The 13,847-nt window shown below is 36.3% G+C and carries 20 protein-coding genes; 7 read left to right on the top strand and 13 right to left on the bottom strand.

The features are described from left to right. Positions 1 to 39: 39 nt before the first annotated feature. The 7 genes from O4O04_RS16940 to O4O04_RS16910 all read right to left on the bottom strand — a co-directional run bounded on the left by O4O04_RS16940 (position 40) and on the right by O4O04_RS16910 (position 5,023). Complete coding sequence (locus O4O04_RS16940) at positions 40 to 1,401, bottom strand: HAMP domain-containing sensor histidine kinase (protein ID WP_272532958.1); 1,362 nt, start codon at positions 1,399 to 1,401, stop codon at positions 40 to 42. Further along, entirely contained in the window at positions 1,394 to 2,092 is a 699-nt protein-coding gene (locus tag O4O04_RS16935) for a response regulator (protein ID WP_272532957.1), read from the bottom strand. The genes O4O04_RS16940 and O4O04_RS16935 overlap by 8 nt, the downstream gene beginning before the upstream one ends. A 71-nt stretch (positions 2,093 to 2,163) precedes the next feature. After that, positions 2,164 to 2,601 carry a hypothetical protein gene (locus O4O04_RS16930; RefSeq protein ID WP_272532956.1) on the bottom strand — a complete coding sequence of 146 codons (438 nt, stop codon included), beginning with the start codon at positions 2,599 to 2,601 and terminating at the stop codon, positions 2,164 to 2,166. After that, a complete protein-coding gene (locus O4O04_RS16925) occupies positions 2,598 to 2,924 on the bottom strand; it encodes a hypothetical protein (protein WP_272532955.1) in 327 nt (108 codons plus the stop codon). The genes O4O04_RS16930 and O4O04_RS16925 overlap by 4 nt, the downstream gene beginning before the upstream one ends. After that, complete coding sequence (locus O4O04_RS16920) at positions 2,911 to 3,474, bottom strand: RNA polymerase sigma factor (RefSeq protein WP_272532954.1); 564 nt, start codon at positions 3,472 to 3,474, stop codon at positions 2,911 to 2,913. Before O4O04_RS16920 ends, O4O04_RS16925 begins: the two co-directional genes overlap by 14 nt. A 35-nt stretch (positions 3,475 to 3,509) precedes the next feature. Continuing rightward, entirely contained in the window at positions 3,510 to 3,848 is a 339-nt protein-coding gene (locus tag O4O04_RS16915) for a DUF6249 domain-containing protein (RefSeq protein ID WP_272536132.1), read from the bottom strand. Then, positions 3,845 to 5,023 carry a hypothetical protein gene (locus O4O04_RS16910; protein ID WP_272532953.1) on the bottom strand — a complete coding sequence of 393 codons (1,179 nt, stop codon included), beginning with the start codon at positions 5,021 to 5,023 and terminating at the stop codon, positions 3,845 to 3,847. Before O4O04_RS16910 ends, O4O04_RS16915 begins: the two co-directional genes overlap by 4 nt. A gap of 70 nt (positions 5,024 to 5,093) precedes the next feature. Between O4O04_RS16910 and aat the strand changes: the two genes are divergently transcribed. Beyond that, positions 5,094 to 5,768 carry a leucyl/phenylalanyl-tRNA--protein transferase gene (aat, locus tag O4O04_RS16905; protein WP_272532952.1) on the top strand — a complete coding sequence of 225 codons (675 nt, stop codon included), beginning with the start codon at positions 5,094 to 5,096 and terminating at the stop codon, positions 5,766 to 5,768. Here aat and O4O04_RS16900 read toward each other — a convergent pair. Together O4O04_RS16900 and O4O04_RS16895 are read right to left on the bottom strand one after the other, a co-directional pair. After that, on the bottom strand, positions 5,737 to 6,330 hold the full coding sequence (locus tag O4O04_RS16900; RefSeq protein ID WP_272532951.1) for a hypothetical protein: 594 nt from the start codon (positions 6,328 to 6,330) through the stop codon (positions 5,737 to 5,739). The two genes, aat and O4O04_RS16900, sit on opposite strands and share 32 nt — an antisense overlap. 4 nt (positions 6,331 to 6,334) lie before the next feature. Beyond that, on the bottom strand, positions 6,335 to 6,655 hold the full coding sequence (locus O4O04_RS16895) for an Mpo1-like protein (protein WP_272532950.1): 321 nt from the start codon (positions 6,653 to 6,655) through the stop codon (positions 6,335 to 6,337). 180 nt (positions 6,656 to 6,835) lie between these two features. On the opposite strand from O4O04_RS16895, the gene O4O04_RS16890 reads away from it, so the two are divergent. Further along, complete coding sequence (locus O4O04_RS16890; protein ID WP_272532949.1) at positions 6,836 to 7,120, top strand: profilin domain protein; 285 nt, start codon at positions 6,836 to 6,838, stop codon at positions 7,118 to 7,120. A gap of 57 nt (positions 7,121 to 7,177) precedes the next feature. Here O4O04_RS16890 and O4O04_RS16885 read toward each other — a convergent pair whose 3' ends face one another. The 3 genes from O4O04_RS16885 to O4O04_RS16875 are packed head-to-tail and all read right to left on the bottom strand — an operon-like array spanning position 7,178 to position 9,092. After that, positions 7,178 to 7,360: a DUF1289 domain-containing protein gene (locus O4O04_RS16885; RefSeq protein ID WP_272532948.1), complete on the bottom strand. Its 183-nt coding sequence runs from the start codon at positions 7,358 to 7,360 to the stop codon at positions 7,178 to 7,180. A gap of 53 nt (positions 7,361 to 7,413) precedes the next feature. Continuing rightward, positions 7,414 to 8,397, bottom strand: coding sequence for an alpha/beta hydrolase (locus O4O04_RS16880; protein ID WP_272532947.1), 984 nt, complete (start codon positions 8,395 to 8,397; stop codon positions 7,414 to 7,416). Next, complete coding sequence (locus tag O4O04_RS16875; protein WP_272532946.1) at positions 8,394 to 9,092, bottom strand: sulfite exporter TauE/SafE family protein; 699 nt, start codon at positions 9,090 to 9,092, stop codon at positions 8,394 to 8,396. Before O4O04_RS16875 ends, O4O04_RS16880 begins: the two co-directional genes overlap by 4 nt. A 56-nt stretch (positions 9,093 to 9,148) precedes the next feature. Between O4O04_RS16875 and O4O04_RS16870 the strand changes: the two genes are divergently transcribed. The 5 genes from O4O04_RS16870 (at position 9,149) to O4O04_RS16850 (ending at position 13,391) form a co-directional block, all read left to right on the top strand. Further along, positions 9,149 to 9,652: a copper chaperone PCu(A)C gene (locus O4O04_RS16870; protein WP_272532945.1), complete on the top strand. Its 504-nt coding sequence runs from the start codon at positions 9,149 to 9,151 to the stop codon at positions 9,650 to 9,652. Continuing rightward, positions 9,649 to 10,266, top strand: a complete 618-nt coding sequence (locus O4O04_RS16865) for an SCO family protein (protein WP_272532944.1) — start codon at positions 9,649 to 9,651, stop codon at positions 10,264 to 10,266. The genes O4O04_RS16870 and O4O04_RS16865 overlap by 4 nt, the downstream gene beginning before the upstream one ends. A gap of 1 nt (position 10,267) precedes the next feature. Next, positions 10,268 to 11,206 carry a DMT family transporter gene (locus O4O04_RS16860; protein WP_272532943.1) on the top strand — a complete coding sequence of 313 codons (939 nt, stop codon included), beginning with the start codon at positions 10,268 to 10,270 and terminating at the stop codon, positions 11,204 to 11,206. A gap of 5 nt (positions 11,207 to 11,211) precedes the next feature. Continuing rightward, on the top strand, positions 11,212 to 12,054 hold the full coding sequence (locus O4O04_RS16855; RefSeq protein WP_272532942.1) for a sulfite exporter TauE/SafE family protein: 843 nt from the start codon (positions 11,212 to 11,214) through the stop codon (positions 12,052 to 12,054). A gap of 428 nt (positions 12,055 to 12,482) precedes the next feature. After that, a complete protein-coding gene (locus O4O04_RS16850) occupies positions 12,483 to 13,391 on the top strand; it encodes an SH3 domain-containing protein (RefSeq protein WP_272532941.1) in 909 nt (302 codons plus the stop codon). A gap of 81 nt (positions 13,392 to 13,472) precedes the next feature. Here O4O04_RS16850 and O4O04_RS16845 read toward each other — a convergent pair whose 3' ends face one another. Continuing rightward, complete coding sequence (locus O4O04_RS16845; protein WP_272532940.1) at positions 13,473 to 13,841, bottom strand: hypothetical protein; 369 nt, start codon at positions 13,839 to 13,841, stop codon at positions 13,473 to 13,475. Between the last annotated feature and the right edge of the window lie 6 nt (positions 13,842 to 13,847).

Below are 13,847 nucleotides of genomic sequence, written 5' to 3'. Positions count from 1 at the left end.
TACAATACATAAATCTGGAAAACTGCAAATTAAATTTTCTCAATCTGGGATAGATACTCGGAAAATTGAACCACCTTCAGGATTCGATACTGCAACTACATCGCCTCCATGCAATCTACTGATATGTTTTACAATGGAAAGTCCGAGGCCTGTTCCGCCACCTTTTCTGGATCGGTTGGAGTCTACTCTATAGAATCTCTCAAAAATACGATCAGCATCTTCGCTACCAATTCCAATTCCATTATCAATAACTTCTAATACAGTGGATTCTCCCTTTCTAAGGGCGAGGACCACAATTTCGGAATTTTCATTAGAATAGGCTGAGGCATTGGATACAAGGTTTATGATTAAATGTTCCATGAGCACCAAATCGGCATTGATCATAAAAGGACTTGGAATGGAAATTTTTAGGATCTGGTTTTTTTTGTCAAAAATACTGCTGAGTGAAAGTTTTATATTCTGAACCAATTCATTTAAATCAAATTTTTCTAACATCAATTTAGTTGATAGAGATTCCAGCTTTGATATCTCCATCATATCTTCGATGATTCGAATCATACGATCCGTGTTTCTCAATATTGCATCTAGGAATTTTTTTTCCTGACTGTCGGATGCAAGCTTGAGTGTGTTCTCTAAAGTTTCAGTGAAACCTTTGATCGAAGTTATCGGTGTCTTCAATTCATGTGATGCATTTTGGAAAAATTGTTCTCGAATGATTTGATTTTGTTTTTCTTCCGTGACATCCAGGATCACACCCATATATATAAAAATGGAATTATTCGAACGTAATGGATAAATGCGAATATTATAATAATGATGATTCGAGACTATGGTTTCTCGCTTTTCTTCTTGATCTCGAATGGAATCATCAATCAACTGAAGTAATGTCGGATTCAAAATACAATCTTGGATCAATTGTGATTGGGAATTGGGAGCTATAAAAAGATCTGGAATATTTTTATTCTGGAACAAAACTTTGTTGGTTATATCAACTGCAAAGACTCCCTCTTTTAGATTCTGAAGAAGTGAATTGAATTTTTCTTTTTCGAGTGTGAGGTCTACAAATTGATTCTTAAGTCTACGAGCCATCCCATTGATGGATTCAGTTAATTTTGCAAGTTCTCGAATATCTGGCCTGGTGAGTTCTGTTCCAAAATCACCTGCATTAATTTCATCTGTTTTCTTCTCAACTTTAGCCAAAGGTGCGATGACAATTTTAGCAATTGAATAGGAAATATAGAAAGATCCGAACATCGCTCCCATAAAAAATACGGAGAACAATAAAATCCTCAATTCAGGATTGAGGATTGAATCAAGATAGAGAACTCCAAGAGCAGTAATAAATAGAGATAGTAAATAAGCCCAATTGCTGAGAAGTAAAGTTGAGAAGAAACTACGCATTCCGGAATCGGTAACCAATTCCTCGAATAGTTTCTAATTTATCTTTTTCAGTCAATAATTTATCTCGCAGTCTTTTTATATTTACATCGACTGTTCTATCGGTTACGAATACATCCTTGCCCCAGACACGATCCAATAGTTTATCTCTTGATAGAGCAACTCCAGGATTCGACATGAAGAGATAGAGCAGTTTGTATTCGATAAGGGTAAGTTCGATTTCCTGATTTTCTACATAGACTTTATGGGCGGTTGCATTGAGACTAATCTTACCAATTGCAATATTCTCCATTTTCTCTAGATCTTCTTTATTGGCAGCACGTCGAATAACAGTTCGCACGCGTGCAGTTAGTTCACGTGTGGAGAAAGGTTTCTTGATATAGTCGTCAGCTCCAAGTTCCAGTCCAAGCACGACATCGGTCTCACCAGTCTTCGCTGTCACCATGATTACAGGTATATTCCATTTCTCTTTGATCTTTTTGCAGAGATCCATCCCACCGATTCCAGGGAGCATTAGATCCAGTATTATGATATCAGGTTGGTTTTTTTCTACTCGAGATAGGACTTCTAATCCATTGTGGCAGACATCAATCGAATAACCTTCTGTTTCTAAGTTCACTTTTATGAGGTCTGCGATATCTTCTTCGTCATCGACCACGAGAACCTTGGCTTTTATATTATCATTTTTACCCAAGTGGATTCTCCTTCTTCCTTCATTAGTACCTAATTAGGTTACAGGAAGAATACAAGCTCGTGACAATTCCATTACTTTATAGATCGTTGAATATCTCGAATTGCTTTTCTCTGATTATGCAAAATATATCCAAGAAAGCCAGTGAAAAGTATGAATCCCAAACCATAAACCCAGAGAAGGTTATTCAACCGATTCTGCTCTTTTTCTATAGCTTGGATTTCTTCGAGATGAGAAATAAGAAAATAAAACTTATCTATATTAGAATAGTCTTTCTTCGCTTCATTACGAATCTGAGTGATCAATTCTTTTGCGTCTTCTTTGTTCAATCTTTCAATCAAAGGATAGGCATCGTCTAGTTTCATATCCAAGAACTCTTTGGCTTTGGGCAAATTCGATTCTTGACCGAATACCGACCCAGTTGCAAGAAATACAGTAAGAATAAGTAGTATTAAGAAATGATAGATTTTCTGGGAAAATAGGAATGGAAAAAAGTTTTTTATAAGAATCATCTAAAGCCAAGCTTCTCCTTCCATTCATACATATAAGGATTGCGATGTGAAAAAAGAAAAATCCCCACGATCATAACAAACATACAGAGCATAAAGGTGGAACAAGCAAGAATGATAAGAAATAATAATTTGCTAATTACATTTGTATAAAACAATGCTAAGCAAGAAATTTCTGATATGAAGACAATTGCAAATCCGAACAGCATCCAAGAAAAACTTCCAGAAGGTAATAATACCGCAAGAACGCGATCACGAACTCCACTGATGTCAGGAATCATTTCTAAAGATTCACGATTGATTTTTTCGGATTCAGTCTTTTTCATGGCTCCACATCTCCCGAAGAATCTCACGACCACGAAAAATATAACTTTTTAATGTGTTGGTCTTCAAATTCAATTTCTCTGCGATTTCTTTATAACTGTAATTCTGAAAATAGTACATATGTATTGGATTTTTATATCTCGCCGGAAGAGAATCAACTAACCGACGAATTGTGCTAGCAATTTCTTCCTTGATTACTTGGCCTTCGATCGATGCATGATTGCTTAGTTTTCGGAATGTCTCGGAAGCAGACAGCTTCAGGTTATCAAAAATCGAATGATCATCAACTTGGATCTGATCTTTTGATTGATTCTGGTTTTGTTTCTTAGATGCTAAATTTCTTGCGATTTGGTAAAGCCAAGTTGAGAATTGCGCATCTCCTCTAAAGCTACTTAAAGATTGATAAACTTGCAAGAAGACATCTTGAACAAAATCTTCCTTTTCTTCATTGGTCTCAAATTTTCGATTGGCAACGGCGTAAACCATCTTCTCATATTTGAGCATTAGCGTATTGAATTTCGTTACATTCCCGTTGAGAATGTCTTGGATCATATCCCATTCGACCGAATCTACAATTCTAGATTCAGCTATTTCGTCATTTTGTAGTAGGTCAAAAGACCGAGTCCAATCGCGAATGGTACTAACCCCCCAAGAAGAGCCAAAGATCTTCCTAACACAAGTATAAAAACAATTGAAATCGATAATCCTGTGAATGTCAACAAAAGCCCCAAAAAAAAGGAGTAGGTTCTTAGATCGAACTTTTCTGAGCGAAATTGATTGCTTCGAATCAATTCAATTCGTTGTTTATGCCACCAATAAAACAGAAAAAACAACAAAGTGGTTCCAAAAATGATCCCCACAATCGGAACGGAATACAAAATGATCTCTGTGTAAGTCTCCGAACTACAATTGCAATCCAACGTTATTTAATCTCCTTACTCATAATATTATTTGCATAACTTTGTAAAAGATTTATTCCATTTGGAATATCGCAAGTATGAATTCGTGTTCCGATCAAAGCTTTGGAGTCAGCACCACCAGGTTTCCAGCTTCGCAAATTTCCATAAAAAGAATAGTATTGATTATTGATTTTGATACTGAAAACAATTTTGGAGCCAGTCGGAAATTCTTCTTCTTTTGCAGAACCTGAGAAATAGATTCCAACACCTCTTCCATCCTGACTGAGATCACGAATATCTTCTTTATCACTTATTTTTTTCCATTCTTTAACGTATCCAATCTCCATATTGAAGATGAAATCTTCAGCACTGGATTCAAGAAAGCTCAGGACAGCAGAAATTCCCCCCGGAGATTCAATATCATTTGCGAGTGTATCGTTTCCAAGATTTGGCATATTCGAAGAAATCTCTACATAACCCAGAAGTACATTTCGATTTGTAAAAAGGGGAACGATCAGAGTTGATTTTATATTATTCAACAATTGATTGTTCAACATCTGATCTAATTCTTTATCACTCATCTTAGATGTAGGATTGAAAAATCCCCTTTCGGTATAGAAAATCTTTCTATGCGAGTCGCGAAGAAAATAAGGAGACTTAGACTGAGATAAATACTCTAACAGAGATGAGGTTGCTGCATAGAAAAAACCAACATTGATTTTTTTTATGAAGTATCCATGTTGGATCAGAGAATTCTCCAAATGACTTTGGAATTGATTGATGGTTTGTGTGATGATGGAAGTTTTACCGTAGAGTGAAAGAATAGTTGCGATGTCAACGGTCTCGGATAGATGGATGTTCTCGGCTTGGATATTTCTTAGGTTCGCCCGAGCAGCAGATCTCTCCAATGGCTCAATAAGGATTTCAACGACATCGAATAGATCATTTTGAAATGGATTGACTTGCTTGATTTTGAGTTCTACCCGATTTTCTTTGAGAATTGCCATCAGTCGATCTGGTTTACCCATTTCATCTTGCAAAGGTGTTAGGTTGATATTGGAGTTCTGGCTAAGACCATTTTCCATTCTTACACTTTCGATAATGTATTTAAAATTAGTGCCTGTTTGGGTAACGGGTACACTTTGTAATCTATTCAATACCCCTAAAATCGTTTTGGAATCAGTGAGTCTGTATCTTTTCATTCGAGCTTCCTATTTTTCATAGTATCCAAAAAAGGAAAACAGTTTTCTATGGATTTAGGTCAAAACTACAATGACGGTTCGAGATTTCGGTTCATTTTTCAAAGATCCCCGTAAATGGAATAGGGATATTGTAGCCATTGGTGGGGACTTTTCTTGCGATCGATTGTTCTATGCCTATACCCATGGAATTTTTCCCTGGAGTGAAAACCCTGTACGATGGTATTGTCTTGAGCCTAGAGCTATTTTCGACCTGAATCGCGTTCACTTTTCTCGTACGGTGCATAGAAAAATTCGAAAAAATATATATAAAATTAGTTTCAATCGAAGTTTTGAAGCAGTAGTCCGAGCATGTTCCCATCGTCCGAATGAAGAGACTTGGATTACTCCTGGATTTATTGAAGGATACACTGAGTTCCATAGATTGGGATTTGCACATAGCATTGAAGTATGGAATGATCAGATGCAACTTGTTGGAGGCGCATACGGAGTTGCAATTGGTCAATTTTTTGCTGGTGAGTCTATGTTTTCTTTTGAATCGGATGCAGGCAAAATTGCTCTATACCATCTATTCAATCAGCTTAGACAAGATGGTTTCGAATTATTCGATACACAACAATTGAACCATTTTACTTGGGAACTTGGAGCCTACGAAATTCCTAAGCATAAGTATTTAGATCGGCTAGATGCAGCAGTCGCCAATCCCAAAAAATGGATTATTGAACCTGGACTCTCTTCAATTCATTGAGTTCCACTTTCCATTCCTTCATCAAGATTTCCAGTCTCTCTAAGAATTTCCCAATCGGAATATCATTTTCATCAGTTTCAAAAGGATCAATGGGTTTATCGGAATTTACTTTTGACCAAATCACTGGATCGATTGAGATTCGATAGACTTCAAATTCTTGGATCTCTGTTTCTGGATTGGTTTCGTTCTTCACATAATAAGGTTTAACTAAGCTCACTCGCAATTCAGCTAGACCTTTTTTGCTTCCGGTCGCATAGGTTCGATATGCTTTGCGTGCTAAATCAAGTAGTATGGAAGGGATATACGTTTCCTTAGATGAAAAGGTAAGAGCACTAGCACCTCCGTATTCAACATAAAGAGTATTCTTGTCCGCACCCCATTCGCTCAATCGGTAACTATGTTTAAAGCAGAGTCTGGCAAGTTCATCCATTGAGATAGAATCTGCTTTTTCTGTAACTTGGATCCAATCATCCAAAGACTTTTCTAAAGATTTGGAACAATTCCAAATTAATTGAGAGCATAGTAAGACAATAAGAAAACTCGATCTACAAAAGCTAAACATTGGATTATCCTTTGTTTTTATCTAATTCTTTCTGAATCTGTCCTGTTAAAATATAATAGAACATGATCCAGTCGGAAACCAGAGACTTGAAAGGGTATTTGAAAGTGGCAGGACGATTCTTTTCTATCAAAAAATGACCGACCCAAGCGAAGGCATAGCCTGAAAGTACAGCGCCAATCAGGAAGAAAGCATTCAATGTATAAATGGTACATATTAAAAACCCTATTGCAATCCAAGAGCCGATGAAATGCAGTAAACGATTTGTTGGATTCGAATGCTCCGATAAATAATAAGGCCAGAATTCTTTTAGTGTTTTGTATTCCATCACCAAATCTCCTTTTTATGATCGATAAAAACTATCATTTACTCTAACTATGACATGATAGAGGAAATAAATTATTTTTATTCATGGAAACTTTCATAACTTAAATTTTATTTTAAAAATAAAAAGAATCAACCCTTTTTTTTCCGTCAAATACCGTTAGATAAAATACAAAGGATTTTTATGAAGCCTAAGACACTTAAACCAAATGATGTTGATACTCTCATCGCGACCTTAAAAAAAGGCGAAGATGATTCGATAGGTAGTTATATTGTAAAAGGATATCGCATTCAGATATCCAAACACAACTTAACTGGAGCACAAAGAGTGCAAATGTTGTACAAAAAACGAAGAGATAATGGTCTCTGCATCATTTGTGGAACCAAAGTCACAAAAAAGAACCCTAGATCAGGCAAACTCTATCGGTTATGCGAAACTCATAGAGGATTGATCGATAAACGAAAATAATTTAAAATGATTCTATAAAAGAGAATGGGAGAAACTGAATCCCATTCTCAATTATATCTACGTTAATTCAAGTTTCATTGATTTTTTTCTTAAATTCAGATCGGACAGAATCTCTTCTCTTTTCTCTAAACTATAGCTAGACCAAAGGCCAATTTCTTCCAGACTTCGATAGCAACCTTCACAGAGTCCAGTTGATGGATCAATGAAGCAAACTTTTGTGCATGGAGATGATACTTTCATGTTCTACTTTTCGTTGAGTGAAGATTTAGAAAGTACCATCGTAAACATTTTTACTATTTGATTTTTGTGATGAATTCTTCGATTTCTTTGATGATCAGTTCTTTATCAGATTTAACATATTCTGACATAAGAACGTGTGCACCGTTCTCAATTTGAACTTTTTTGTTCAAAGGATTGGGTTGAGTTGCCTTACCGAATTCGTCGAACACTTCCAACATTCTACTCACATCGGCTGTGGAATCTTGGTCTTCTTCTGATTTATAGTAATAGAACATTAAGACGGGAACAGTAACTTTTTCATATACTTCTGAATTGGCTATGACTCTCTTAAGATTAGAAATATTCTGAACAGCTTCATAGTATTGATCACGATACCAATAATTAAAGGCAGCATCATCTCTATCATTCTTTTTATTTTTTCTTAGGTCACCATAGAGAGTGTTAACCAATTGCTTGCCCCAGATAAAACTATAAACATTTCCAGACTTATCACGGAAGTCGTAGAAGGGAGAAGCGAGAATCAAACCATGAATCTTATCAGGATACTTTGATGCAAGATAAGTGGATAAAAGTCCGCCCATACTAGTTCCGATTACAACAACTTTATCACCCAATCGATCCATCATAAGAAAAGTATCTTCTGCGGTTTTTAGATATTCTTGAAAACCTGTTTCACGATGGTCTTCAATATTTGTGCCATGTCCAGGAAGTCTTAAATAATAGAGATTCGCTTTGAATTTTTCTGCGATTGCATCTCCAACATATTCGCCTTCTCCACGAGATGCACCGAAACCATGAATATACAAAATAGCGATTGGAGTTTTGCCCTTTGAATACCGAACCAATCGTTCGTTGTTTCCAGGTCTTGCGTTCTTTGCTTTACTTTCCGCAAGCTTCATATCGTAAAATTCTTCGAATGTAGCTGGAAGTGTGCTGTGTTCATAACTGTATGAAGGGTAATCAATATAATAAGTTGTTGTGATCACCACGGCGAGGAACCCAATCACTCCTCCGAAAATTTTGCCAGCCTTTTTCATTCTTCTTTGCTCCCGGAATCTGTTTCTGTATGACACTCTTCACCTTCTTCAGGCTTGAGGTTGATTCTGTTAAAAATAGTACTTATCGCAATTATGACAAGCAAAATTCCCAAAAAGACTTTGTATTGGCGATTTTGAAACATTTGCAGAACTTTCTGTCCGCTTAATCCAAGCCCAATAATCATAGGATAGGTTCCAAGACTAAATGCAAACATCACGAGAGCACCCGAGACAGGATGAGATGTTAGAAGCGAAAGTGAATAGGCAGGATAAAGTAGACCGCAAGGCAAAAGCCCCGAAACGATTCCAATGAGGAAGGATAGAATTTTCACATTGTTGATTCTCTTAAGAAATCCACTTACCCATTTAGTTATAAAAGCAGGCGATCCTTGGTTGAAGAATTTTGGGAAAAATGGAAATATATAACCAATCCCTAATATTAAAACTAAACTACTTCCAAGATACAACCCTAGATCTGCATAAAAATATTTATTCGATCCAAAGCCAACCATTCCAAGCAGAAAACCAATCGTTGAATAGGAAATGGATCTTCCAATATTGTAGATCAAATTGGAAATAATTCCTGATCCATTTCTTGAGTGCAAAAGAAGAACAAAGGGTCCACACATTCCGAGACAATGGACTGAACCGAACAATCCTTGGAGAAAAGCTGCACTGATAATGGCAAAGCTCATAGTTCCAATAAACCAAAAAGCCTTGGCAATGCGAGTGATTTTCAGAAGATAGGATTATGAACTTTAACTATAGAATGATTCCAATTGCTTTTATTTTTATCCTAGTGTTGAATGTTGCGAACTGTTCAGAAAAAACAGTAGTCGGTGATGGATTGATTTTTGATCAAGCAGTCATTCGTCCGATTCCTGAAACCAATATTACTACATCAGGATATATTTCTATTACTAACCATGGAGAACCTGATAGATTAGTAAGCGCCAATGTAGATTGGGCTGAAGCCTGTGAAATCCATTCCATGAAAGAAGAGGCTGGGATGATGAAGATGCGCAAAGTGGATGAAGGTTTTCCAATTGCATCTCATTCATCTTTGATTTTGAAGCCTGGTGGCAATCATTTGATGTTTATCAATCTTAAGCGTAAGATAAAGTTAGGCGATTCCCTCAAAGTTCGTTTGAATTTCGAAAAGATGGGAACAAAAGAAATTGATTTCCAAGTTGCGGATCCCAATTCCATGGATTCTCAGACAGGTTCTGAATCACACGAAGGTCATAAGCATTGATCCAAAAACCAATAGTAAAAACCAAATTTAAATCATTCGATAGAAATATAGATTTTATCCAAAGAAATCTCTGGGTTCGAATATCTTACTTGGTTATTGTGGGAATACTTTTTCTCTCAACTGTTGATTGTAAAAAAGAAGATTTCACACCTGTCGGAATTGGAGGAGATTTTAGCTTAATTGGAATGGACGGAAAGAATTGGAAACTATCGGAAAATGCTAAGCCGATCAATCTTATTTTTTTTGGTTACACATCTTGTCCAGACTATTGCCCAATGACTCTGAGTAAACTTTCTAAAGTTAAGAAGCAACTCGGCAATGATGCGGATCAGGTACAAATTGTATTTATCTCGGTTGATTCAAAAAAAGATAATTATAAAAATATTCAATCCTATGTTAGTTTTTATGATCCGAACGCTATTGGACTCGTAGGAGATAAAAATCAAATTGACTCGGTAGTAAAATTATTTGGTGCTCATTATGAGGTGAATGATAGCACAATTGATCATTCAACCTATCTATATCTTCTGGATGACAAAACCACCACAAGATACTTATTCAAACATGCGGATTCTCCTGAAAAGATTGTAGAAATTATCAGGTTGTTGCTTTGATATGAGTTCACATGCAAAAGGAATAATCTATGTTTTACTAGGTGCTGTTTTTTTCTCAGCAAAGGCAGTCTTCGTAAAGCTTGCTTATCTGGAAGGATTGGATAGCATTGAAACTCTCTCTTTACGTGTATCATTTGCACTTCCATTTTATCTCGCATCCGTAATTTGGATATTCTCTAAAAAATCTGATTCAAGACCTCAGCATGACTATAAACTTTATTTTTTGACGATTGTTTATGGCTTCTTAGGTTATTATCTAGCCAGTTATTTTGATTTTCTCGGGTTGCAATATATCACAGCAAGTTTAGAGAGATTGGTACTATTTGTTTATCCAACATTTGTTGTGATTCTCAATTTTATATTTTATAAAAAAAGAATTCGATGGATAGATGTTTTTGCCTTGGTCATCACATACTTCGGTGTTGCTCTTGCTTATATCCATGATGTTCAACTAGGTGGCGACAAAGTAACATTAGGTGCATCGTTAATATTGCTATCTGCAATCACTTATGCAGTCTATCTTATGGGTTCAGGAAATCTTATTCCTAAGCTTGGTTCCAATCTATTCACATCGATCGCGATGATAACTGCTTGTGTTATCATTTTATTCCATTTTTCCATCTTGCGAGATTGGAGTCGATTTTTGGAGTTCTCACCCTATGTCTATTTTCTGGGATTTTTATTGGGTATTTTTACAACTGTAGTTCCAAGCTATCTTGTGTCGGCAGGTATTGGGAAAATTGGATCCAGCGAGGCGTCCATTGTTTCGAGTGCGGGACCTCTATCAACAGTCATATTGGCATATATATTGTTAGGTGAAGATATCGGATTGTATCAAATCCTTGGAACATTTTTCGTTTTATTTGGCGTCTGGATGATTAGCCGGAAGAAAAAAACCGTAATTCCAATTGTGGAATCCAAAAATCAAGGAGATCAATAAATACTATGGAATTTATCTTTTTCTATTTGATAGCTGGGATTTTGGTTGGTTTGCTTGCTGGTCTTTTTGGCGTGGGTGGTGGAATCATCATGGTTCCGATTCTGACATTTAGTTTTGTTCAGATGGGTTTCTCAAGAGAAATTCTTTTTCATTTGGCGATTGGTACTTCACTTGCTACCATACTTTTTACTTCAATTGTATCTCTATTGACTCATCATCGCAATCAAGCTGTTATATGGAAAGTAGTTCTATTCTTGAGTCCAGGTGTGGTTGCTGGAACTTTACTTGGATCCTTATTTGCAGCAAATCTTAAGAGTCAAGAATTGAAATATATTTTTATATTTTTTATTTATTTGTTCTCTTTTAAAATGCTTTTTAGCAAAAAAAAGAAATCCATTCTTGATGATTCTAATATAGAAAAAGCGAATATTGTATCATCAGATTCACCGGAACCAAAGCTTCCGCATTTTGCAGTCCAATCTTTTACCGGTCTTTTGATCGGTATCAGCTCAGCATTGGTAGGTGTTGGAGGAGGAGTTTTTACTTCTAGTTATCTCATTCTTTTTCGAACACCCATCCATTTGGCAATTGGAACAGCAGCCGCAATTGGTTTTCCTATTGCTCTGAGCGGAGGTGTAGGTTTTATCTATAACGGTTGGAACAATCAATTATTGCCGGACGGAAGTTCTGGCTTTGTCTATTGGCCAGCTGTTGCAGGATTGGTTGTTGCGAGTATGCCTTTTGCTTATATTGGTGCAAAGATTTCACATCGTCTACCTAAAGATCGACTGAGACAGATTTTCGCAATTTTTCTAATGAGCATGGCGACAATCATGCTTGTAAGTTAGGTGATTGGACGGAACGAAGGGAAATAGTTTGCCAATTTAACTTTGCTTTATTGGAATTTTAGATCACATAAATTAACAAGAGATTTCGTAAACCCTAGCGGAGTGTTTGCCTTCGTGACGGCTTTGGCCCATCACCAGCCCAACCCCCTGGTGGTGGGTAGACAGACCCAACTGGCCACCGGGCGCGAGGAAGGCAAGCACGAAGGTCACTGAGGTGTTTTTAAAAGAAAATATATTGAATTTATTTTATAATCGACAATATCAAAACTGGATCAAGCCTTACTACAGGGCAGGTGGAAAAAATCTATAGCCAGCAGCTTCGACTAATCCAAAACTTGACCCTGAGAATGCAATGCATAGTAATATTATATCTCAAATCTGGAATCATAGACATCACTTGCATATGCGTGAAGTCGAGGGATTGAGACATGCGGATTAAAATTAAATCCTTAGCCTGTATTGGTTTATTTCTTGTTTTTCCAATAAATTCCGACGAGATACAGACAAAAGAACTCTTTTATAAGAGGAAGGCTGTATTAAATCATTTTAATATATTCCTCGGCGATCATTTATTAGATGTTTTAATGAATTCAACTTCTAATCCGGCTCGTGGGGGTTATGAGAATAAAGAATACTATATGTTCATGAGACCTGAAAAATTCCCAGGAGAGGATATCAATTATTCGATAGGGATCAGAAATACTCGAGTAGAAGGGCTTGATGGAAACTCCTTTCTGGTTTATTATTTCAAGGAAGATGAGTTAAAAATGATTACTTCAACTGCAAGTTTTATTCCTGATAAATTTGACTATAGTTTGACAGGAATTGTGATCAGAGAAGGACTTGCTTATGAATTTGAACACGGAAAATTAAGGATTGTTAGTTGTCTCCATAAACCGTCGAATATAACCAACTTTTCTTTATTGATGAAAAAACAGTACTGCGGCGATAGGATTTTTATAAAAGAAAATTCTGATGTTGAATTAGTCGAACAAACTAAAGAAAAATGTTCAACAACTTGCAATGGGTATATACCTGTCCGCTTTCCTGGTTCATATATTGTGACAGGAAGCAACACCAATCTTCGCAACCAACCATCTACAGAAGGAAAAATACTAGATAAATTACAAAGAAATCAAAAAATAATTCTGCTCGAAGACACAGGCAAGCATCAATATTTTCCTGAGGGCTTAATTTCTGCAACCTGGGTTAAGATAAGAACAGAATCTGGCAAAGAGGGTTTTGTTCATGGCGCATACTTACGAGCGCCAGGTGAACCAGATATATATGAGATTATGCGCAAAGCGGAAGAATGGAAGAAGGCAAATCGAAAGTGAAGAATTGGGACTTCTTTCTTTTTTAAATTATGTGATCTCCGATTTTCTATTTTATTACTTCCACTGGGATGACATAAAAAATTATTCCTTATATTCCTTTGCGTAACCTTTGTGCCCTTTGTGGTTAAAAAAAAGGCTACCACGAAGATCACGGAGGATGGTAGTCGAAAGATGAAGCCTTTTGTGATGGTAGAATGGAAGCGTAGTGAATTCTCCCTGAATATTACAAATTTTAAGGGCTTGGGTAAACATATTAACAGAATATTTATCTTTTGCAGGTTTGCCTTTTTTTAGTGATTCATTAAATTTCTTGTTGGGTGCATATTGAAATTTTTTATAATAGATTAGGCTAAAAGGTCTGATTGCATTTTTGACAAAAATGGAAATTCCAGATTTGTTTCTAAACGATGCATGAAGACCTGTCATGATTATTGGACTAGTTTTTCGCAATTGATC

This window comes from Leptospira sp. GIMC2001 (genome assembly GCF_028462125.1).
GTDB lineage: Bacteria > Spirochaetota > Leptospiria > Leptospirales > Leptospiraceae.
The sequence above is the reverse complement of the archived record's forward strand: the minus strand, read 5'-3'. Positions and strand labels throughout refer to the sequence as shown.

Coding starts and splice junctions, on each gene's coding strand:
- O4O04_RS16900 (WP_272532951.1), bottom strand. CDS start 6,330: ATGTTTAGCTTTTGTAGATCGAGTTTTCTTATTGTCTTACTATGCTCT.
- O4O04_RS16875 (WP_272532946.1), bottom strand. CDS start 9,092: ATGAGCTTTGCCATTATCAGTGCAGCTTTTCTCCAAGGATTGTTCGGT.
- O4O04_RS16895 (WP_272532950.1), bottom strand. CDS start 6,655: ATGGAATACAAAACACTAAAAGAATTCTGGCCTTATTATTTATCGGAG.
- O4O04_RS16855 (WP_272532942.1), top strand. CDS start 11,212: ATGGAATTTATCTTTTTCTATTTGATAGCTGGGATTTTGGTTGGTTTG.
- O4O04_RS16885 (WP_272532948.1), bottom strand. CDS start 7,360: ATGAAAGTATCATCTCCATGCACAAAAGTTTGCTTCATTGATCCATCA.
- aat (WP_272532952.1), top strand. CDS start 5,094: ATGACGGTTCGAGATTTCGGTTCATTTTTCAAAGATCCCCGTAAATGG.
- O4O04_RS16890 (WP_272532949.1), top strand. CDS start 6,836: ATGAAGCCTAAGACACTTAAACCAAATGATGTTGATACTCTCATCGCG.
- O4O04_RS16880 (WP_272532947.1), bottom strand. CDS start 8,397: ATGAAAAAGGCTGGCAAAATTTTCGGAGGAGTGATTGGGTTCCTCGCC.
- O4O04_RS16930 (WP_272532956.1), bottom strand. CDS start 2,601: ATGATTCTTATAAAAAACTTTTTTCCATTCCTATTTTCCCAGAAAATC.
- O4O04_RS16910 (WP_272532953.1), bottom strand. CDS start 5,023: ATGAAAAGATACAGACTCACTGATTCCAAAACGATTTTAGGGGTATTG.
- O4O04_RS16850 (WP_272532941.1), top strand. CDS start 12,483: ATGCGGATTAAAATTAAATCCTTAGCCTGTATTGGTTTATTTCTTGTT.
- O4O04_RS16940 (WP_272532958.1), bottom strand. CDS start 1,401: ATGCGTAGTTTCTTCTCAACTTTACTTCTCAGCAATTGGGCTTATTTA.
- O4O04_RS16925 (WP_272532955.1), bottom strand. CDS start 2,924: ATGAAAAAGACTGAATCCGAAAAAATCAATCGTGAATCTTTAGAAATG.
- O4O04_RS16860 (WP_272532943.1), top strand. CDS start 10,268: ATGAGTTCACATGCAAAAGGAATAATCTATGTTTTACTAGGTGCTGTT.
- O4O04_RS16870 (WP_272532945.1), top strand. CDS start 9,149: ATGAACTTTAACTATAGAATGATTCCAATTGCTTTTATTTTTATCCTA.
- O4O04_RS16920 (WP_272532954.1), bottom strand. CDS start 3,474: ATGATCCAAGACATTCTCAACGGGAATGTAACGAAATTCAATACGCTA.